The sequence below is a fragment of the Arthrobacter sp. Y-9 genome (genome assembly GCF_029690065.1).
Classification (GTDB): Bacteria; Actinomycetota; Actinomycetes; order Actinomycetales; family Micrococcaceae; genus Arthrobacter_E.
In genome coordinates this window covers 3,005,753-3,024,393 of the sequence record NZ_CP121463.1, presented here as the reverse complement: position 1 = coordinate 3,024,393, position 18,641 = coordinate 3,005,753, and the positions used below count along the sequence as shown (strand labels likewise).

The window sequence follows — 18,641 nt, the reverse complement described above, 5'->3', positions numbered from 1 at the left end:
CGATGAAGAAAAAAGAACTGAGTCCGCTGCCGACCGGGGGGAAGGCCCCCGTGGAGGTGCCGCGCAGCGCGCAGGATGCGCTGAGCGGTTATCCGGCTGCCGGGCAGGCGGTCAAGCAGATCCCGCCGGCCGCCGTCGCGCGTCTGACGCTCTACCTGCGCGCCCTCAACTCCCTGACCGGCGACGGCGTGGAGCGGGTCTCCTCGGAGGCGCTGGCGGAAGCGTCCGGGGTCAGCTCGGCGACGCTGCGGAAGGACCTCAGCTACATCGGCTCCCATGGCACGCGCGGTGTCGGCTATGAGGTCGACTACTTGAACCGTCAGATCGCCGCAGCACTGGGCCTCACCCTGGACTGGAAAGTGGCGATCGTGGGTGCGGGCAACCTGGGCCGCGCGCTCGCCCGGTACGGCGGTTTCCAGTCACGTGGGTTCGACATCGTGGCGATCTTCGACGCCGACCCGCTCATCGTCGGCCAGGAGATCGGCTTCCTGAGGGTGAGCGACGTCCTCGGACTCGAAACGGGCCTGGCGCAGACCCGGGCGAACATGGTCGTGCTCGCGCTGCCCGCGCATGTGGCCCAGGAGATGTGCGACCGCGTGGTCTCGGCCGGGGTGAAGAGCATTCTGAGTTTCGCGCCCATCACGCTCCAGGTCCCGGACGGGGTGAATCTGCGCAAGGTGGACATGGCCACCGAACTGCAGATCCTGGCGTATCACGCCCAGCGTCTGGTGGACTGACCCGGCCTTTCGTGGCGCCGGAACGGCCGCGGGGATGAAAAATCGCCACCCGGTGGGGGAACACTCGGTAAACTTTGGTCTAGACCAAAAGATCCCGGGAGCCGAGCCTCTAGTGTTCCCTCCGTAAGGTCTCCCGCCGCAAAGGAACTCCCATGCCTCAGCACTCCTCCGCCCCCGACGCCGTCCGCGCGCTCCTGGACTCGGCCGAGGCGGTGCTGTTCGACTTCAACGGGACGCTCTCCCTCGACGAGGACCTCATGGCCAGGCTCTACGCGGACGCCGCGCGCGAGGTCTGCGGGCTGGAGCTCACTCCGGAGGAGTACGGCGAGCGGTTCGTGGGTCTCAGCGACCCGGACATCTGTGCCGCCCTGGCCTCGGGGGATGAGCGCCTCGCGGCCCGCATCCTGGATCATCTCTGCGAGGCGTACCTCCGCGAGATCCGCCAGGAGCCGCGGATTCCCGCCGCGCACGTCGCCGTGGTCCGCGAACTGGTCGCCGCCGGGACGAGGGTCGCCGTCGTGACGGGCACGCAGCGACGCCTGCTGGAGCCTGCGCTGGAGGACAGCGGGCTGTCGGGGCTGATCTCGGCCACGGTCTGCAGCGACGACGTCGAGCGCGGCAAGCCGGATCCGGAGGGCTTCCTGCGCGGCGCCGAGCTGCTGGGTGCGGCTGCCTCGGCGACCGTGGTCTTCGAGGACTCACTCGCCGGGGTGGCGGCTGCGCGGGCGGCGGGCATGCGGTGTGTGCTGGTCGGGTCGCTCGCCACCGCGACGCCGGCCACGGGTTCGCCCACGGAGGTGCACCCGCTCGGGGAGCTTGCGGCGCTGGCGGCCTGAGACCTTCGGGGGCCGGGCTCAGGTGGCGCCGGTGGTGACCCGCAGGCGGAGGGAGTCCGAGCGGTGGATGTCCTCCGCGTACTCCACCGGCAAGCCGTCCGACCGATAGGCGGTCCTGATGATCCGCAGAACCGGGTGGCGGGCGCCGATCGAGAGGAGTTCCCGCTCTTCCGGTGTGGCCGCGGAAGGGGTGAGGTCCTCGGTCTTCCGGACGGGTTCCCAGCCGAGGCCCTGCAGGCGCGCGTAGACGGAGCCGGTCAGCGATTCGACCGCGAAGCCGGGCAGCCTCGCCGCCGGGAACCACGAGTCTTCGAGCATGAGCGGTTCCCCGTCGAGAAAGCGGAGCCGCCGGAGCCGGTGCGCGGGATCCCCCGCGGGGATACGGAGTGCCTCGGCCACGTCCTCCGGTGCGGGGAAGGTGGCCGCGAGCAGGATCCGGGACTCGACCACCGCACCGGTGCGTGAGAGCTGCTGGAAGAGCCCTTGCAGGGAACCCAGTTCCAGCACGGGGACGTCCCCGGAAACGAAGGTCCCTCCGGCTCGTCCCGGACGGCGACGGAGCACACCTTGGAATTGCAGGGTCTCCAGCGCCTGCCGGAGCGTCATACGGCTGACGCCCAGCTCCGTGGCGAGGTCACGTTCGGCGGGGAGCTTCGTGCCGGCCGCGTACCGGCCGGAGGAGATGGCGTCCCGGAGTGCGTCTTCAACGCGCTGCGAGGAGGGGCTGCCGGTCACGGGGTCAGCCTATCGTCCGGCCGCGGCGGCCGCCGGAAAGCCACCGCAGGGAATGCCGCAGGCGGAAAGGCCGCAACCGGACAGGCCGCAGCGCCCCGCCCGGGTGGGCGAGGCGCTGCGGAGGAGGCAGGAGCCGCCGTCGTCGTCCCTGAGAGTGCGCCCGCGGTCAGAGCGGGGCGCGGAAGCGGGCGAACTTCTGGAAGTCCTTGTAGAGCTTCATGCGCGCGAAGTAGGCGCCCGAGTCGGGCAGCCAGCACAGCACGATCGCGACGACGCCGCACAGGATGCTCAGCAGGTCCAGGAGGGAGGCGGAACCGAAGCCGGTCACGGAGATCGCGGCGAGGACCGTGCCCAGGACCCTGGCCCAGTGGTGGCCCTTCTTCACGAAGATGGCCACCAGCAGATAGAGCGCCACGGTGAGGACGAGGGTGATCACCATGGACGCGATGACCATGCCCTTGAGCGAATCGCCGCTCTGCCGGGACAGGATGTCCCTGGTGCTGGCCGGCGCCTCCTCCAGTGCTCGGCGGAACAACTCGTCGAGGTCCATGCCCAGGAACACCTGCAGCGAGGAGATGAGGCCGAAGGCGCACCCGGAGAGGATCAGCCAGAAAGCCCAGCCGATGGTCCGCGGTTCCTGAGGCTTGTCCGGCGGGGTCCCCTGATACCAGGGGCCGGGCTGCATGGGAGTCTGCCAGGACTGGGCGCCGGGCTGCGGGGCGTACGGACCGGGCTGCTGCGGGGCGTACGGACCGGGCTGCTGCTGGGCCTGGCCCTGCCAGCCGCCCGGCTGGCCCTGACCCTGCCAACCGCCCTGCTGGGCGGCGCGGGCCTGTGCTTCTGCCTCCTGCTCGCGCCGGTACTTCTCATACGGGGAGGGCAGTCCGAGATCGGCGGCGCGGAGGCCGTACTGGGGCCGCTCCTGCTGCTGCGGCGCCGGGGCGCCGGTCGGCTGGCCCGGCGCCTGCTGGGCGTCCTGCCCCGAGCCACTTTCCGGGGCGACGGGTTCGCGGCCCGGTTCCGGAGCGGGCGTGTGGCTGTTCATGTGGAAATCCCTGACTGGGGCGTGGCCCCGGACGAGCCGGGGTGGGACGTCGACAACGTCCCACCCCGGCTCATGGACGGTGTGCTGCTGAGGTTCCGGCGCTCAGAACTTCGGGCGCTTGGCGAAGTACGGGCTCGAGTCCTTCAGGTACAGGAGCACGATGGCGGCGATGCCCAGCAGGACGACGACGATGTTCAGGACGCTGCCGCTCATCAGGCTGAAGAGCGAGAGCGCCGCGAAGACGGTGCCGAGGATGCGCGCCCAGTTCGCGCCCTTGCGGACGAAGAACGCCACCAGGAGGTACAGGCCCAGCTGGATGACGCCGATCACGATCGACATCACGGTGATCATGGACCGCAGGGAATCCGCGGTGCCACCGGACTGCTCGACCTGGCGGACCAGGTCACGGTACTGAGCGGTGTCGCCGACGAGGGCGGCGCCCAGCAGGGAGGCCACCAGATTGAGCACGCCGGCTGCGATGATGAGCCAGAAGGCGATCTCCACCTTCTGAGGACGTGCGACGGGTGCCGAGGGGTTGTCGCCGGGCCACTGCGGAGCGCCGGGGTAGCCGGACGACGGCGTCCCGGGCTGGGCTCCGTAGGCCGGGGGAGCGCCGTACTGCGGGGCACTCGGATTGGCGCCGTACTGCGGCGGGCCCGGCTGAGGAGCGCTCGGCTGGGAGGCACCGTACTGGGGTGCGGTGGACGGCTGGTCTTGGCCTGGCTGCTGAGGGGTTGCAGGCTCGTTGGGTGTGCTGCTCATGACAGCTCCTTCGTGAACGGCATGTACGGGTCCGCCGCCAGGAACACGGCGTTCCTCCTACCGTATCCCCTGGGCGGGGCCGTATCCCCAGCCCAGGGGATGATTCTTCAATTCCTCAGACGAAGTGCTTCTGCGACTCGGGCAGCCACATGAGGACGGCCGCGGCGACGGTCACCGCGGAGCCGATGGCTGTGATGCTGAGACCGACCAGGCCCACGATCAGCCCGATGACGGCGAGTCCGCCCAGGATGCTGAGGACGATCCGTGCCCAGCGGGAGCCTTCCTTGAGCCGGATGGCGATGAAGATGACCACGGCGGCCCAGATGATGCTCCAGATGATCCCGCCCACAGAGGCGCCGATCGCGATGCCCGCGTAGGAGCCGTAGGTCGCGGTGAGGAGGAAGACGTTGATGATGGACAGGAGCACGCCGAGCGCGGCCCCCGCCACCCAGAGCCAGTAGGAGTAGACGAGCTGCTGCGGAACGCCGGACACGTCCTTGAGACGGACGGCGAGATTCTTCGTGTCGAAACCGAAGCTGTTCCGGGCCGGGGCTGCATAGCCGAGACCCGCGGGAGGTTGGTTGCTGGGTGCGGTGCCCGGAGCACCGGGATATTGGCTGCTCATAATCCACACTTTAGGTTCGACGGGCCGCGCCGGATAGACCCTGGCGTAACTTTCGCCGGAGCGCAATGCATCCGTTACCCCGGGGTAACGGTGCGAGTGACGTGGGATGACGCGGCGCTTAACGCAGAATGCCCGACGACGCCGGGGGCGTCGTCGGGCATTCTGGCCGGCATCATCCTTCAGGACGATGCGGCGGCCGTGCGCCGGGCGGGCTTCAGCTGGCGGACGGGGCCAGGAAGGAGAGCTCGAGGTTGATCTTGACCTTGTCGGAGACCAGCACGCCACCGGCTTCCAGGGCGGCGTTCCAGGTCAGGCCGAACTCCTTGCGGGAGATGGTGGTCTCGGCGGAGACACCGGCGCGGGTGTTGCCGAAGGGGTCGACGGCCACGCCGCCGAACTCGGCGTCGAAGGTCACGGGGACGGAGACGCCCTTGATGGTCAGCTCGCCGTTCAGCTTGTAGTCCTCGCCGTCGCCTTCCAGGCTGGTGGACTTGAAGGTCAGGGTCGGGTGGTTCTCCACGTCGAAGAAGTCCTCGCCCTTGACGTGGCCGTCACGGTTGGCGTCGCCGGTGCTGATGCTGGCGGACTGGATGGTGGCGTCCACGACGGCGTCGTTGTCGGTGACGGTCACGGTCGCGGCGAGATCGCCGAAGGTGCCGCGCACCTTGCTGATGCCTGCGTGGCGGACGGTCCAGGCGGCCTCGCTGTGCGACGGGTCCAGGGTCCAGGTGCCGGCGGTGAGGTTGGTGGGGATGCTCATGGGGTTCTCCTTGTCAGGTCACTCAGGTCGATTGGTTGAAGCCTCAACCAACCTTCTGTCACCCAGTATAAACATGCATATGCATCTTTTGTTCCCGGGTTCGGAAAATTTTTCCTGAACTTCCAGCGTGGCGCCAGTCACATGTCTCCGCGTGATCGGCGCCGCCCGCCGATTCATGGCGGATTCTCAGCCGCTGCAGGCCCACTCTGGCCCGGGCCGCCCTTAAACTCTGAGAAAATGGAGCCATGCCCCATGCAATCGTTCATCTGATGCGCCACGGCGAGGTCCACAACCCGGACGGCGTCCTGTACGGACGGCTCCCCGGCTTCCACCTCTCAGAACGTGGCTATCGCATGGCGGACCGTCTCGGCGAGTACTTCGGCGCGCAGCGTGATGCCGGTGCGGCCATCGTCCACCTGGTGGCGTCGCCCCTGCTCCGGGCCCAGGAGACCGCTGCTCCCACCGCCGCCGCGCTGGGGCTGGAGATCGAGACGGACGAGCGCGTCATCGAGGCGGAGAACCACTTCGAAGGACTGCGGGTCAACCGCAAGGAACTCCTCAACCCGCGGCACTGGCCGCACCTGGTGAACCCCCTGCGCCCGTCCTGGGGTGAGCCCTACGCCGCGCAGGTCAGCCGCGTCATGGCGGCCGTGCACCAGGCCCGGGAGACCGCCGTCGCGCGTGTCGGAGCGGGAGCGGAAGCCGTGATCGTCAGCCACCAGCTGCCCATCTGGTCCACGCGCCTGGCCGCCGAGGGGCGCCGTCTGGCCCATGACCCCCGTAAACGGGAATGCACGCTCACCTCGGTCACCTCTCTCCTGTTCGACGACGCCGGCCGGCTGGTCGGTGTGACGTACCGTGAACCCGCCGCCGACCTCCTGGTGGGCGCCTCGACCACCCCGGGAGCCTGAGCGATGAGCACCGAATGTTTCTCCCCGGACCGTCGCCGGGTCCTCGGCCTGGCGGGCGCCGGTCTTCTGGGCCTCGCCCTGTCCGCCTGCAGCCAGGATGACCCGCTCGCGAAGCAGGCCCGCGCCGGTGACAACAAGAACTACGTGGCCGGCGACGGCTCGGTCACCGAGTTCGCCCCGGATCAGCGCAAGGCCGCCAAGGACTTCCAGGGTGTCCTGTTCGACGGGAAGCGCGTCACGAGCAAGGACCTCGAGGGCAAGGTGGTGGTCATGAACTTCTGGTTCGCCGCCTGCGCGCCCTGCCGCGTCGAGGCCCCGGACCTCAAGGCCATGCATACCGAGTTCGCGCCGAAGGGCGTCGAGTTCTACGGCGTGAATCTCCGCGATGAGAAGGCGACCGCCGAGGCGTTCGAGAAGAATTTCGGCATCACCTACCCCAGCTTCAACGACAAGGACGGGCAAGTGCTGCTCTCCGTGTCCGGCCTGGTCCCTCCGGGCGCCGTGCCCACCACGCTGATCTTCGACCGGAAGGGCCGTGTCAGCGCCCGTATTCTCGGCCAGCTGGAGAAGGGCACGCTCAAGACCCTGATCGCGTCCGCCCTGGCGGAGCGGGCCTGACCCATGCCCAACAACCCCTTCGCGGAGACCGTGCTCAACGGCTCGCTGCTCCTGGCGATCCCGGTGGCCGTGCTCGCCGGCCTGGTCTCCTTCCTCTCGCCGTGCGTCCTGCCCCTCGTGCCGGGGTACCTCGGCTACGTCACGGGGCTCACCGGGGTGGACCTGGAGAAGCAGCGTCGCGGCCGGATCTTCGCGGGCGTGGCGCTGTTCGTGCTGGGCTTCTCCGTGGTGTTCGTCCTGCTGGGCGGCGCGTTCGGTCAGCTCGGTGGCCTGATCTCGGGTGACCGGCTGCCGACCGTCACCCGCTGGCTCGGCGTGGTCGTGGTGATCATGGGCATCATCTTCCTGGGCGGTTTCGACTTCTTCCAGCGCAACGCCAAGCTGAAGGCCAAGCCGCCCGCCGGGCTGTGGGGCGCGCCCCTGCTGGGCATGACGTTCGGCCTCGGCTGGGCGCCGTGCATCGGCCCGACCTATTCGGCGGTGCAGCTGCTCAGTCTCTCGGGCGGTTCGACGGCGGCCAAGGGCGCCCTGCTGGCCTTCGCGTACAGCCTCGGGCTGGGGATCCCGTTCCTGCTGATCGCCCTGGCGGTCCGGCGCGGCATGGGCGTCATGAAGTTCTTCCGCCAGCACAAGCTCGCCATCCAGCGGCTCGGCGGGCTCATGCTGATCGCCCTGGGACTGCTGATGATCAGCGGCCTGTGGGGCGAATGGACGGTTCAGCTCCAGACCTGGTTCCAGAACGAGGTGAAGCTGCCCATCTAGGGCCGGCACGGGAATGGGACCAGAGGACATGAAGCGCGGACAGGGAATAGCGCAGACAGGGAAGAAGCACGGATGAGTGAGACGGTGAAGAAGCCCGACGACACGAAGGCGCAGGACACGAAGGCACAGGGCAAGACAGCGCAGGCCAAGAAGTCCGGCAGAGAGGACATCGCCGTCCCCGTCCTGGGCCCGCTCGGGATGCTCCGCTGGGCCTGGACGCAGCTGACCAGCATGCGCACCGCCCTGCTGCTGCTCCTCCTGCTGGCGGTGGCGGCGGTTCCCGGCTCGCTCTTCCCGCAGCGCCCGGCCAACCCGGCCGTGGTCACGCAGTACATCAAGAACAACCCGGTCACGGGGCCGTGGCTGGACCGGTTCCAGCTCTTCGACGTGTACGCGTCCTACTGGTTCTCCGCCATCTACCTGCTGCTCTTCATCTCGCTGATCGGCTGCATCATCCCGCGCGTGCGGGCGCATTACAAGGCGCTGCGCACCGCCCCGCCGAGGACCCCGAAGCGTATCTCGCGGCTGCCCCAGTACGGCACCCTGGTGATCCCGGCCGGGCAGGGGGCGACGGCGTCGTCGGCGCTGGAGGATGCCGCGGCGGTGCTGCGCAAGCGCCGCTACCGCGTCGAGACCCGCGACGCCGACGGCGAGCGTCCCCACCTCGGCGCCGAGACCGGCTACCTGCGCGAGGTCGGCAACCTCGTGTTCCACAGCTCGCTCGTGGGCGTGCTCGTCTCCGTGGCCCTCGGCGGTCTGTTCGGGTACAGCGGCCAGCGCACGATCGTGGAGGGCGAGACCTTCGTCAACACCCTGGTCGGCTATGACCAGTTCACGCCGGGCACCAACTTCCAGTCGGCCTGGCTGAGCCCGTACTCGATGCGGCTGGACAAGTTCGAAGTCCGCTACGACCGCGAATCCGTCAAGCAGTTCGGCCAGCCGATCGACTTCACGGCCCACGTCACCACCCAGGACGGCCCGGAGGCGACGCCGCAGCAGCAGACGCTGAAGGTGAACTCCCCGCTGGAGATCGGCGGGACCGGCGTCTACCTGGTGGGCAACGGCTACGCTCCGGTCATCACCGTGCGGGACGGCAACGGAAATGTGGCACTGCAGGGACCGGTGCCCTCCATCCCGACGGACGGCGTGTACACCTCCACGATGGTGATCAAGGTCCCCGACGCCAAGCCGGACCAGCTCGGTTTCGTGGGCTTCTTCCTGCCGTCCGCCCAGCTCAACGACCAGGGTGTCGCCTACAGCGCCGACCCTGACCCGCTCAAGCCGCAGCTGAACCTCAACTCGTACTACGGCGACCTGGGACTGGACTCGGGATCTCCGCAGAACGTCTACAGCCTGGACGTCAAGAACCTCAAGCAGCTCAACGGCCGCGATCTGCCGGCCAAGGGCATCGTCCTGGACTCCGGCCAGACGTACAAGCTGCCGGACGGCAAGGGATCCATCACGTTCGACGGGCTCAAGCGCTTCATCGCCGTCGACGTCCGCCACAATCCGGGCCAGGTCCCCGCGCTCGTGTTCGCGCTGGTGGCCGTGGGCGGCCTGGTGATCTCGCTCTACGTCGGGCGCCGCCGCGCCTGGGTCCGGACCGGAACCGCCGACGACGGCCGGATCATGGTCGAGTACGGCCTCCTGGCCCGCGGCGAGGACCACGGCCTGGCCAAGGAGACCGCGAAGATCCGGCAGGCGCTTCAAGAGAGCTGGGGACTGAACGCCGGACCCGGAGACCCGCCTGGCGGCTCGGGAACCACGGCGGATAATGGAAAGAACGCGTCCGGGCCTGACACCGGGGCGGCGCGCAATGGAAAGGAAAGCTCATGACACCGCTGAACCCGCTGCTGGGGCAGTACAGCGAGCTCTTCATGCTGCTCGCCGCCGGAACCTACACGGTGGCGTTCATCGCCTTCGCCTGGGACCTGGCCAAGAGCAGCGCCACCCTGAAGGCGATCGATGAGCGGGCCGCGCAGCAGCAGGCCCGCCAGCTGGTCGGAGCGGGCGCGCCCGTCACGTCCCAGGACTCTTCCGGGGGCGGCGCCATCACGGCGGATCCGTCCATGCGCTACGCCACGGAACGGCGCGTCCCCGCCCGCGTGGCCGTCGCGCTCACGGTCCTGGCGGCGCTGATCCACGGCGCGGGCGTGATCACCCGTGGCATCGCCGCCGGCCGTGTGCCGTGGGGCAACATGTACGAGTTCCTCACCACGGGCGCCTGGCTCGTGGCCGTGGTCTTCCTGCTCGTCCTGCTGCGCCGCGACCTGCGTTTCGTGGGCACCTTCGTGACGGCGCTCGTCATCATCATGCTCGTGGCGGCCTCCATCGCGTTCTGGACACCGGTGGGCCACCTGGTCCCGGCTCTGCAGAGTTACTGGCTGATCATCCACGTCTCCATCGCAGTGCTTTCCTCGGCGCTGTTCACCCTGACGTTCTCGATGTCGGTGCTGCAGCTCATCCAGTCCCGCCGCGAGGGTCAGCTGGCCCTGGGCCGCGAGGACAAGCTCAGCTTCATGCGCCTGGTCCCCAACGCCCTGAGCCTGGAGAACTTCAGCTACCGCATCAACACCATCGCCTTCGTCGGCTGGACCTTCACGCTCATGTTCGGTGCCATCTGGGCGGAGAAGGCTTGGGGCCGCTTCTGGGGCTGGGACACCAAGGAAGTCTGGACCTTCGTGATCTGGGTGGTCTACGCGGGCTACCTGCACGCACGCGCCACCCGTGGCTGGACCGGCACCCGTGCGGCCTGGCTGTCGATCGTCGGCTACCTCTGCGTGGTCTTCAACTTCACGATCGTGAACCAGTACTTCAACGGTCTGCACTCCTACTCGGGACTCTGATCCCGGAGCCTCTGCGGCGCTTTCCGGACAGCGATCAGGCCCGGTCCCAGGAATCCTGGGACCGGGCCTGAGGTGTCTCCGGGGCCTCCTTCAGAGACGCGCGTGGGGTGGGCGTACGGAGCGCTGGCGGGGCGGCGCGTGCGGGGCGCGTCAGGCGTCCTGGCTGGGAGCGCCGTCGTCGCCCTTGTGGAGCCGGCGTTCCTGCTCTTCCAGCTTCTTGCGCATCTCCTCGAGCTTGCGGGCCTCCTCCTGGTTGCGGCGGCGCTCCTCGAGGTTGCGCAGGAACTGGGGGTCGTCGTCGGGGCCAAGAGGCCGTCCGCTCGCGGTTCCACCGGCCGCCCGGCCGTTCGTGGCGGGGCCTCCCGTGGCCGGACGCGTCGCGGCGGAGCGGGGACGGCCGAGCAGGAACCACAGGAGGGCGCCCAGCAGGGGCAGCAGAAGCAGCGCGACGATCCACACGCCCTTCGGGACTCCCCGCACCTCACGGGAGTCCGTGCGGAGGCAGTCGATGAGGGCGTAGATGCAGACAGCGACGATGACGACTGAGATGATGACCCGGGGCATCCTGCCAGTCTACTGAGCCGCCCTGAAAACCAGCTGGGGCGCGTGCGGCTGTGCCTTGCCGCTGTGCCTTGCCGCCGAGCCTTGCCGCTGCGCCCTGCCGCTGTGCCGCGCCGCTGAGACAGTGAGTTTCCGCTGAAACAGTGAGCTGAACACACTGTTTCAGCGGAAACTCACTGTCTCGGCCGGGCAGGGGGTGGTGGGCCGACGGTGGTGCGGGGTGCCGCACCGGCCGGGGGATCGCCCAGGAACGGCCGGTAGAATGGTGTGGTGGCGAATCTGAAGTACCTTCTCATCCGGCTGGCCCTCTTCGCAGTGGCCCTGGTCATCTGTCTCTTCCTGGGCACCGGTCTCATCCTCGGTGCGATCTTCGCCGCCGTGATCGCTTTCGCGGTCAGCTACCTCTTCTTCAGCCGCCAGCGCGACGACGCCGCGGTCCAGCTGGCGAGCACCATCGGCGCCCGCTCGCGGGACGGCCGCGCGGAGAAGGATGCCGCTGCGGAGGACGCCGAAGTGGGCCGGGCCGAGCAGAGCCTGTCGGAACCGGTGGAACCGCGCCGCGAAGACGCCCCCACGGACCCGCGGAACGCCTAGCCTTCCTCAGCACGGAACACGGATGCCCCGGACCACGATGGTCCGGGGCATCCGTCGTTGGGGAGCTGTGGTGAGGTTCAAGTATTCGCGTCTCCCGTGCCAAGGGCCCAGGGCCGGGTCCCCATATGCTGATTCCCCACATCCTGATTGCGCCGTGCCGAGCTCGGGCTTTCCGGGTGAGTTCGCCGGCAGACGCCACGAACTCACCCGGAAACCACGAACTCGGCCGGCGTGACGGGGCGGGCCATGGACGAACGGGACGGGCGGACAGATCGGACGGACAGTGCGGGTCGGGCGGGGCAGGAGGAACCGGTGGGCAAGACAGTCAGCCCGTGCCGAGGGCCCCGGGCCCTACACCCCGTGCTGGAGGATGAGCGCCACCGCGAACAGGGCCGCGTAGCCGAGGTTGAGCATGCCGGTCTGCTGCAGCACCGGGATGAGGGCCTTGCCGGTCCGACCGGAAAGCATGAGCCAGCAGGGGAGCAGGGCAGCCGGGATCAGCAGCAGCACCAGGAGGATCCAGAGATTCTCCGGAACCAGGATGAGCGAGGACAAGATGGCGACCGCGAGCATCAGCACGTAGGTGCGGCGGGCCAGGCGGTCGCCCAGGCGGACGGCGAGCGTGTACTTCTTGGCGGCCTTGTCCGTGGGGATGTCCCGCACGTTGTTCGCCATGAGGACCGCGCAGGCGATGAGGCCCGTTCCGACGGCGCCCACGATCGCGCTGAGGCTGATGTGACCCGCCTGGGTGTAGGTGGTGCCGAGCGTCGCCACGAGGCCGAAGAACACGAACACGAACAGCTCGCCGAGCCCCTGGTAGCCGTAGGGGTTCTTGCCACCCGTGTAGCCCCAGGCCGCGATGACGGCGCCCAGGCCGACCAGGATCATCCACCACGTCTGCGTGAGCAGGACCAGGACGAGGCCGGCCACCATGGAGAGCCCGTAGCAGCTCAGGGCCGCGATAAGCACGGCGCGCGGCTTGGCGGCCCCGGACCCGACCAGGCGGAACGGGCCGACGCGGTTCTCGTCCGTGCCGCGGATGCCGTCCGAGTAGTCGTTCGAGTAGTTGACGCCGACCTGGAGCAGCAGCGCGATGACCGCCGCCAGGATCGCGTTGACGAGGTTGAAGGCGTGCAGCTGGTACGCCGCCGCGCTGCCGATCACCACGGGGGCGATCGCCGCGGGAAGGGTGCGGGGACGGGCCCCTTGGATCCACTGGGCGGCTGTAGCCACGGTTACCTCTCGCTCGGCATCGGGTGCTGTGTCAGAACCTGCTGTTTCGGAATCCGCTGTTTCGGAATCCGCGGCGCGGATGCGCCGTAGCTATTTTCCCCCATGTTCGGAGGCGAGCCGGGCAAGGATCGCCTGCCGGTCCACTTTGCCGTTCTCCAGGAGGGGAAGCGCGTCCCACAGCGACACCAGGCGAGGACGCAGGGCGCCGAAGTCCGCGCGCAGCGCTTCGGCCAGTGCCGCCGGGTCGACGGCGGCTCCAGGGCGCAGCACGACGGCGGCCGCCACCGCCTGCCCCCATTCGGCGGACGGGACACCGCCGACGAAGGCCTGCGCGACGCCGTTGAGCGCTTCCAGCGCCCGCTGGACATCCAGCGCGGCGACCTTGCTGCCGCCCGAGTTGATCACATCGTCCAGGCGGCCCGTCACGCGCAGGACGCCGTCGCTGTCCAGTTCGCCCAGATCGCTCGTGCGGAAGTACCGATCGCCGTCGAGGTCCACGAAGGCGTCCTCGGTGGCCTGCGGGTCGTCCAGATAGCCGTCCGCGAGGGTCGGACCGCCCAGGTGCACACGGCCGTCCACGAGGCGCACCTCGACGTCCTCCAGCGGCCGACCGTTGTAGACGCAGCCGCCGGACGTCTCGGCGGAGCCGTACGTGGTGACCACGTTCAGGCCCAGCTCCCGGGCGTGCGCCAGGAGCGTGGGGGAGACCGCGGCGCCGCCCAGGAGGATCGCGGTGAAGCGGCGCAGGACGCGCAGGGTGTCCTCGGTCGGGGCCTCCAGCAGCCGCGCGAGCTGCGTGGGGACCAGCGACGTGAAGCGCACCGGATCGGTCAGCTCGTCCGCGGCGGCGACGAAGGCCTCCGGGGTGAAACCGCCCGAGAGGTCCATGGCCCACGGTCGAGTCCCGGCGAAGAGCGACCTGACCAGGACCTGGACCCCCGCCACGTAGTGCAGCGGCAGGGCCAGAAGCCACTGTCCTTCGCCCCGCAGGGCCACGACCGTGGCCATGGAACTGGCCGCCAGGGCCTCCGAGGAGAGCACGACGGCCTTGGGCCGGCCGGTGGAACCGGACGTGCGGACGACGACGGCGGCGTCCGGGTGGCCGGGCAGCCGCACCGTTCCGATCCGCTCACCGAAGTCGACGGCCGGGCCTTCGCCGTGGAGGGCCGCGGCGAGGTCGTGGAGGACGGGGTCGAGGTTCTGCATGGGGTCCTGGGTGTCGAGGGGGCTGGAAGCAGGAGGTGTTCTAGAAGTAGTACGGGAAGTCGGACCAGTCGGGGTCGCGCTTCTCGAGGAACGCCTGCTTGCCCTCCACGGCCTCGTCCGTCATGTACGCCAGGCGGGTCGCTTCGCCGGCGAAGACCTGCTGACCGGCCAGGCCGTCGTCGGCGAGGTTGAAGGCGAACTTGAGCATGCGGATGGCCTGCGGGGACTGGCGGGCGATGTCCCGGGCGTAGCCGAGGGCGACCGTCTCCAGCTCGGCGTGCGGGACGGCCTCGTTCACGGCGCCCATCCGGACCATGTCCTCGGCGGAGTACTCGCGGGCCAGGAAGAAGATCTCGCGGGCGTTCTTCTGCCCCACCTGGCGGGCCAGGAGCGCCGAGCCGTAGCCCGCGTCGAAGCTGCCCACCGTGGCGTCGGTCTGCTTGAACTTGCCGTATTCGCGGGACGCGATGGTCAGGTCCGAGACGACGTGCAGCGAGTGCCCGCCGCCGGCCGCCCAGCCGTTCACGACGGCGACGACGACCTTGGGCATGGTCCGCATGAGGCGCTGGACCTCGAGGATGTGGAGGCGTCCGGCACGGGCGGGGTCCACGGTCTCGCTCGTCTCACCCTCGGCGTACTTGTAGCCGTCACGGCCGCGGATGCGCTGATCGCCGCCCGAGCAGAAGGCGTGGCCGCCGTCCTTCGGGGAGGGGCCGTTGCCGGTGAGGAGGACGGTGGCGACGTCGGGCGTCATGCGGGCGTGGTCCATGGCCCGGTAGAGCTCGTCGACGGTGTGAGGGCGGAAAGCGTTGCGGACGTCGGGCCGGTCGAAGGCGATCCGGACGCACGGGAGGTCACGGATGATGGCTCCGTCCTCATCCCGCTCCACCTGCCGGTGATAGGTCAGGTCCGTGAAATCGAAGCCGTCCACCACGCGCCACTGGCGGGGGTCGAAGGTGTCGGAGACGGACGCTGGGAGGGCATTGGCGGTCATGGGTGCATACTATGCCCGGCGAACCCTCTCCAAATAAACGATAGAATACTCTCAGTGACGTTGACGTCTATGTCCACATGACAAATGAGTCGGCGCACTGGGGGCGGTGCGCGACATCGAGCCACCGAGGTTCTTCTTCTGATGAAATCCAGTCTGCGCCGCATCGGCGCGCCCACTTTCTCGCTGGCGGCCGGGGTCGCCGCCCTCCTTGCCGCAGGAGCCCTCGCGGTCCAGGGCGCACCGGCCGCCGTCGCGGCCGCGGTGAACTGCATCCAGACGCTGCCGGGCATCGACGCGAATCCTGCGCCCGAAGGCTACGACAACCGCCCGAACCTTTTCGTCAAGGGCGGTTTCACGGTCGTCCAGAACGCCGCGGAGATGGAAGGCAAGGCCGTCGTGCTCGGCGACGCGTCCGTGACCAAGGCCAGCGGCATCTACAACGTCGGCACCGCGGGCGTCGGCTCCGGCCTGTGGCCGCAACCGGGCACGGACCACCTGGTGGTCGGCGGCTCGCTGAGCGCGAACTCCGGCGTGACGGTCGACGTCGGGGCCAACAACACCCCCGGTGGCGGCGCGGTCTCCGCCGGTGGCGACGTGACCGTGGCGAAGCTCAGCACCAACGGCGGCAAGGTCACCACGAACGACTCCTCCGCCGCTGACGCCTTCCGCGGTCTTCCGGCCCAGATCCAGACGACGTCGGCCTCCTACGCGGCGCTGCCGGCCACCGGCACGGTGTCCGTGACCGGCTGGGGCATCGACCTGGTGGGCGACGGCACCTCCGCGACCCAGGTGTTCACCCTCGACGGCAACGCTCTGGGCACTGCTGTGCGCTCCCTCGAGGTCAAGAACGTGCCGGCGAAATCCCGCATGATCATCAACGTCACCGGCGGTCCGCAGGTCACCCTGGGTCTGAACGCCCTCCTGCTCAACGGCGTCCCCGTGCCGATCAGCGACTCCACGTTCGGCGAGCTCGCTGGGCACATGCTGTGGAACTACACCGAAGCGCAGAACGTCCACGTGACCGGATCGGCCCAGGTCCCCGGCTCGATGCTGGTCCCGAGCGAAGCCGGCACCACAACCATCGACGTGCCCGGCTACAACGGCCGCGTCTACGTCAACGGCGATTTCGTGCACGGCGGCAGCGGCTCCGAGGTGCACGCCTACCCGTTCCCGGATGAGCTGACCAGCTGCACCGTCGACCCGACCCCGCAGCCGACGACGTCCTCGCCGGTCCCGACGGAGACGGCCACGTCGCCGGTCCCGACCGAGACGGCCACGTCCCCGGTTCCGACGGAGACGGCTACTTCGCCGGTTCCGACGGAGACTGCGACTTCGCCGGTTCCGACGGAGACTGCGACGTCCCCGGTTCCGACGGAGACTGCGACTTCGCCGGTTCCGACGGAGACGGCCACGTCGCCGGTCCCGACCGAGACCAGCACCTCCGCCCCGGCGACCAGCACGGCTCCCGTGGCCACACCGTCGTCGTCGACGAGCGCCCCCGTGAACGGGTCCGCGACGCCGACCGCCGGCGCCACCGGTGACCTCGCCGTCACCGGCGCCTCCTCGGCGCTGCTGCCCACTGCGCTGGCCGCATTCGGGTTCCTGGTGATCGGCGCCGTGACCCTGCTGACCGTGCGAGGCCGCGGACGGCACTGATACCTGACCCCGTGACCGCGGGGCTCCAGCCTGAGATCCCCCGCCCGGCGACCCGTCGCCGAGCGGGGGATCTCCGCGTTTCTGAGCTCGGAACCCGACATCTGACTCTGAAACATTCGTCAAATGTTGGAAACTGCGGGAATCGGTCTGCCCAGCTGTCGAAGTCCGGCGAATATCCTCCCACGTGCGGGCCGCATGATCAGTGTGATGTGCGACTCAAGCGCGTGTTAGTCAAATCACGTTCGGTGAAGGGTCCGTACACTTGTCTACCGTGTCAGATACAACGCAGCAGGAGCGCACCGAGGGCCAGGCCAACAGGCAGGGTTCCAGCGCCGCAGACAGCACCACTCTCAGCGCCGAGGGTTACAGCAAGTCCCTGAGCCGCCGTCACGTGACCATGATCGCCATGGGCGGGGCCATCGGCGTCGGACTCTTCATGGGAGCCGGCGGGCGTCTCGCCTCCACCGGCCCGGCTTTGATCTTCTCCTACGCCATCGCCGGCGTGATCGCCTACTTCCTCATGCGGGCCCTGGGCGAGCTCATCATGTACCGCCAGACGTCCGGATCGTTCGTGTCCTACGCGGGTGAGCTCTTCGGCTCCAAGGGCGCGTTCCTCTCCGGCTGGATGTACTTCCTGAACTGGGGCATGACCGGCATCGCCGAGCTGATCGCCATCGGCCTCTACTTCCAGTACGTCTTCCCGAACGTGCCGGTGGAGGTCTCCGCCATCGCGGCGCTCGTGCTCCTGGTGGCCGTGAACCTCCTCTCGGTCAAGGCCTTCGGCGAGTTCGAGTTCTGGGCCTCCGTCCTGAAGGTCGGCGCCATCCTGATCTTCCTCGTGGTCGGCACCGTGCTGGTCGTCATGAACGCCCAGGTCGGCCCGTCCCACGCGAGCCCGGCCAACCTTTTCGCGGGCGACGGCGGCATGTTCCCGCACGGCGTCCTGGTCATGGTCCTCGTGCTCAACGCGGTCATCTTCGCCTACAACGCGATCGAACTGGTCGGCATCACCGCCGGCGAGATGGAGAACCCGGCTCGCGAGGTGCCCAAGGCGATCCGCGCCGTCGTGATCCGCATCGTGGTCTTCTACGTCGGCTCCGTGACCCTGCTGGCCATGCTCCTCCCGAGCGACCAGTACAAGGCCGGCACCAGCCCCTTCGTCACCGTGTTCGGCCAGATGGGCCTGCCGTGGATGGGCGATGTCATGAACTTCATCGTCATCACCGCAGCCCTGTCCTCCTGCAACTCCGGCCTGTACTCGATCGGCCGCATCTTCCGCACCATGGCCAACAACGGGCACGCCCCGAAGTGGCTCACCAAGATGTCCTCGCGGCACATCCCGTTCGCGGCCATCCTGGCGATCGGCGCCTTCTACCTGGTCGGGATCATCCTGAACGTCTGGCTCGGCGGCTCCCACGCCTTCGACCTGGCGCTCAACACCGCCTCGATCGGCGTGATCTTCACCTGGGGCTCGATCTTCGCCTGCCAGATCATGCTCCGTAAGAAGAAGGGCGAGGTCTCCAGCCTCCCCATGCCGGGTTCGCCCTGGACCAGCTGGGCCGGCCTGGTGGCGCTCCTGATCATCACCGTGCTGATCGGTTTCGACACCACCAAGGGCTCCGACGGCAGCGTGTTCTACCTCGGCGCCTGGACCCTCGCGACCGTGCCGCTCTTCGCGCTGCTCCTGTGGCTCGGCTGGCTCAAGGTGCGGAACAACAAGCCGAAGAGCGAACTCTTCAGCTGACCTCCCGCCGGCTGCC

19 protein-coding genes are annotated in these 18,641 nt (G+C 68.8%); 10 read left to right on the top strand and 9 right to left on the bottom strand.

Features of this window, described 5'->3' with window-relative positions; translation table 11 throughout:
- The first annotated feature begins 2 nt into the window (after positions 1-2).
- Together P9849_RS13700 and P9849_RS13695 are read left to right on the top strand one after the other, a co-directional pair.
- The gene (locus P9849_RS13700) at positions 3-737 is read left to right on the top strand and encodes a redox-sensing transcriptional repressor Rex (protein ID WP_278267285.1); all 735 of its coding nucleotides are present in this window, start codon (positions 3-5) and stop codon (positions 735-737) included.
- Between the two features lie 152 nt (positions 738-889).
- Positions 890-1,573, top strand: a complete 684-nt coding sequence (locus tag P9849_RS13695; RefSeq protein ID WP_278267284.1) for an HAD family phosphatase — start codon at positions 890-892, stop codon at positions 1,571-1,573.
- Between the two features lie 18 nt (positions 1,574-1,591).
- Here P9849_RS13695 and P9849_RS13690 read toward each other — a convergent pair whose 3' ends face one another.
- From P9849_RS13690 to P9849_RS13670, 5 genes are all read right to left on the bottom strand, one after another.
- Positions 1,592-2,308, bottom strand: coding sequence for a GntR family transcriptional regulator (locus tag P9849_RS13690; protein ID WP_278267283.1), 717 nt, complete (start codon positions 2,306-2,308; stop codon positions 1,592-1,594).
- Between the two features lie 166 nt (positions 2,309-2,474).
- The gene (locus P9849_RS13685; RefSeq protein ID WP_278267282.1) at positions 2,475-3,353 is read right to left on the bottom strand and encodes a hypothetical protein; all 879 of its coding nucleotides are present in this window, start codon (positions 3,351-3,353) and stop codon (positions 2,475-2,477) included.
- Positions 3,354-3,455: 102 nt separating this feature from the next.
- Complete coding sequence (locus P9849_RS13680; protein WP_278267281.1) at positions 3,456-4,115, bottom strand: hypothetical protein; 660 nt, start codon at positions 4,113-4,115, stop codon at positions 3,456-3,458.
- Positions 4,116-4,230: 115 nt separating this feature from the next.
- Positions 4,231-4,740, bottom strand: coding sequence for a hypothetical protein (locus tag P9849_RS13675; protein WP_278267280.1), 510 nt, complete (start codon positions 4,738-4,740; stop codon positions 4,231-4,233).
- 214 nt (positions 4,741-4,954) lie between these two features.
- Positions 4,955-5,500, bottom strand: coding sequence for a YceI family protein (locus P9849_RS13670; RefSeq protein ID WP_208186787.1), 546 nt, complete (start codon positions 5,498-5,500; stop codon positions 4,955-4,957).
- A 245-nt stretch (positions 5,501-5,745) separates the two neighbouring features.
- On the opposite strand from P9849_RS13670, the gene P9849_RS13665 reads away from it, so the two are divergent.
- The 5 genes from P9849_RS13665 (at position 5,746) to ccsB (ending at position 10,637) form a co-directional block, all read left to right on the top strand.
- Positions 5,746-6,411, top strand: coding sequence for a histidine phosphatase family protein (locus tag P9849_RS13665; protein ID WP_278267279.1), 666 nt, complete (start codon positions 5,746-5,748; stop codon positions 6,409-6,411).
- A gap of 3 nt (positions 6,412-6,414) precedes the next feature.
- Entirely contained in the window at positions 6,415-7,029 is a 615-nt protein-coding gene (locus tag P9849_RS13660) for a TlpA disulfide reductase family protein (RefSeq protein ID WP_278267278.1), read from the top strand.
- 3 nt (positions 7,030-7,032) lie between these two features.
- Positions 7,033-7,791 carry a cytochrome c biogenesis protein CcdA gene (locus P9849_RS13655; RefSeq protein WP_278267277.1) on the top strand — a complete coding sequence of 253 codons (759 nt, stop codon included), beginning with the start codon at positions 7,033-7,035 and terminating at the stop codon, positions 7,789-7,791.
- Positions 7,792-7,863: 72 nt separating this feature from the next.
- Positions 7,864-9,627 carry a cytochrome c biogenesis protein ResB gene (locus P9849_RS13650; RefSeq protein ID WP_278267276.1) on the top strand — a complete coding sequence of 588 codons (1,764 nt, stop codon included), beginning with the start codon at positions 7,864-7,866 and terminating at the stop codon, positions 9,625-9,627.
- Positions 9,624-10,637: a c-type cytochrome biogenesis protein CcsB gene (ccsB, locus tag P9849_RS13645; RefSeq protein WP_278267275.1), complete on the top strand. Its 1,014-nt coding sequence runs from the start codon at positions 9,624-9,626 to the stop codon at positions 10,635-10,637. The genes P9849_RS13650 and ccsB overlap by 4 nt, the downstream gene beginning before the upstream one ends.
- Positions 10,638-10,787: 150 nt before the next feature.
- On the opposite strand, the gene P9849_RS13640 is transcribed toward ccsB, so the two are convergent.
- The gene (locus P9849_RS13640; protein WP_278267274.1) at positions 10,788-11,201 is read right to left on the bottom strand and encodes a PLDc N-terminal domain-containing protein; all 414 of its coding nucleotides are present in this window, start codon (positions 11,199-11,201) and stop codon (positions 10,788-10,790) included.
- Positions 11,202-11,468: 267 nt separating this feature from the next.
- On the opposite strand from P9849_RS13640, the gene P9849_RS13635 reads away from it, so the two are divergent.
- On the top strand, positions 11,469-11,792 hold the full coding sequence (locus P9849_RS13635; RefSeq protein WP_278267273.1) for a DUF4229 domain-containing protein: 324 nt from the start codon (positions 11,469-11,471) through the stop codon (positions 11,790-11,792).
- A gap of 351 nt (positions 11,793-12,143) precedes the next feature.
- Here P9849_RS13635 and P9849_RS13630 read toward each other — a convergent pair whose 3' ends face one another.
- The 3 genes from P9849_RS13630 to P9849_RS13620 all read right to left on the bottom strand — a co-directional run bounded on the left by P9849_RS13630 (position 12,144) and on the right by P9849_RS13620 (position 15,225).
- A complete protein-coding gene (locus P9849_RS13630) occupies positions 12,144-13,025 on the bottom strand; it encodes a 1,4-dihydroxy-2-naphthoate polyprenyltransferase (RefSeq protein ID WP_278267272.1) in 882 nt (293 codons plus the stop codon).
- A 90-nt stretch (positions 13,026-13,115) separates the two neighbouring features.
- On the bottom strand, positions 13,116-14,231 hold the full coding sequence (locus P9849_RS13625; RefSeq protein WP_278267271.1) for an AMP-binding protein: 1,116 nt from the start codon (positions 14,229-14,231) through the stop codon (positions 13,116-13,118).
- A 40-nt stretch (positions 14,232-14,271) separates the two neighbouring features.
- A complete protein-coding gene (locus P9849_RS13620; RefSeq protein ID WP_278267270.1) occupies positions 14,272-15,225 on the bottom strand; it encodes a 1,4-dihydroxy-2-naphthoyl-CoA synthase in 954 nt (317 codons plus the stop codon).
- Positions 15,226-15,366: 141 nt separating this feature from the next.
- On the opposite strand from P9849_RS13620, the gene P9849_RS13615 reads away from it, so the two are divergent.
- Together P9849_RS13615 and P9849_RS13610 are read left to right on the top strand one after the other, a co-directional pair.
- Positions 15,367-16,881 carry a choice-of-anchor A family protein gene (locus tag P9849_RS13615; RefSeq protein ID WP_278267269.1) on the top strand — a complete coding sequence of 505 codons (1,515 nt, stop codon included), beginning with the start codon at positions 15,367-15,369 and terminating at the stop codon, positions 16,879-16,881.
- Positions 16,882-17,152: 271 nt separating this feature from the next.
- Positions 17,153-18,625, top strand: a complete 1,473-nt coding sequence (locus P9849_RS13610) for an amino acid permease (RefSeq protein WP_278267268.1) — start codon at positions 17,153-17,155, stop codon at positions 18,623-18,625.
- Positions 18,626-18,641: the final 16 nt, after the last annotated feature.

Coding starts and splice junctions, on each gene's coding strand:
- P9849_RS13700 (WP_278267285.1), top strand. CDS start 3: ATGAAGAAAAAAGAACTGAGTCCGCTGCCGACCGGGGGGAAGGCCCCC.
- P9849_RS13695 (WP_278267284.1), top strand. CDS start 890: ATGCCTCAGCACTCCTCCGCCCCCGACGCCGTCCGCGCGCTCCTGGAC.
- P9849_RS13685 (WP_278267282.1), bottom strand. CDS start 3,353: ATGAACAGCCACACGCCCGCTCCGGAACCGGGCCGCGAACCCGTCGCC.
- P9849_RS13680 (WP_278267281.1), bottom strand. CDS start 4,115: ATGAGCAGCACACCCAACGAGCCTGCAACCCCTCAGCAGCCAGGCCAA.
- P9849_RS13675 (WP_278267280.1), bottom strand. CDS start 4,740: ATGAGCAGCCAATATCCCGGTGCTCCGGGCACCGCACCCAGCAACCAA.
- P9849_RS13670 (WP_208186787.1), bottom strand. CDS start 5,500: ATGAGCATCCCCACCAACCTCACCGCCGGCACCTGGACCCTGGACCCG.
- P9849_RS13665 (WP_278267279.1), top strand. CDS start 5,746: ATGCCCCATGCAATCGTTCATCTGATGCGCCACGGCGAGGTCCACAAC.
- P9849_RS13660 (WP_278267278.1), top strand. CDS start 6,415: ATGAGCACCGAATGTTTCTCCCCGGACCGTCGCCGGGTCCTCGGCCTG.
- P9849_RS13655 (WP_278267277.1), top strand. CDS start 7,033: ATGCCCAACAACCCCTTCGCGGAGACCGTGCTCAACGGCTCGCTGCTC.
- P9849_RS13650 (WP_278267276.1), top strand. CDS start 7,864: ATGAGTGAGACGGTGAAGAAGCCCGACGACACGAAGGCGCAGGACACG.
- ccsB (WP_278267275.1), top strand. CDS start 9,624: ATGACACCGCTGAACCCGCTGCTGGGGCAGTACAGCGAGCTCTTCATG.
- P9849_RS13640 (WP_278267274.1), bottom strand. CDS start 11,201: ATGCCCCGGGTCATCATCTCAGTCGTCATCGTCGCTGTCTGCATCTAC.
- P9849_RS13625 (WP_278267271.1), bottom strand. CDS start 14,231: ATGCAGAACCTCGACCCCGTCCTCCACGACCTCGCCGCGGCCCTCCAC.
- P9849_RS13620 (WP_278267270.1), bottom strand. CDS start 15,225: ATGACCGCCAATGCCCTCCCAGCGTCCGTCTCCGACACCTTCGACCCC.
- P9849_RS13615 (WP_278267269.1), top strand. CDS start 15,367: ATGAAATCCAGTCTGCGCCGCATCGGCGCGCCCACTTTCTCGCTGGCG.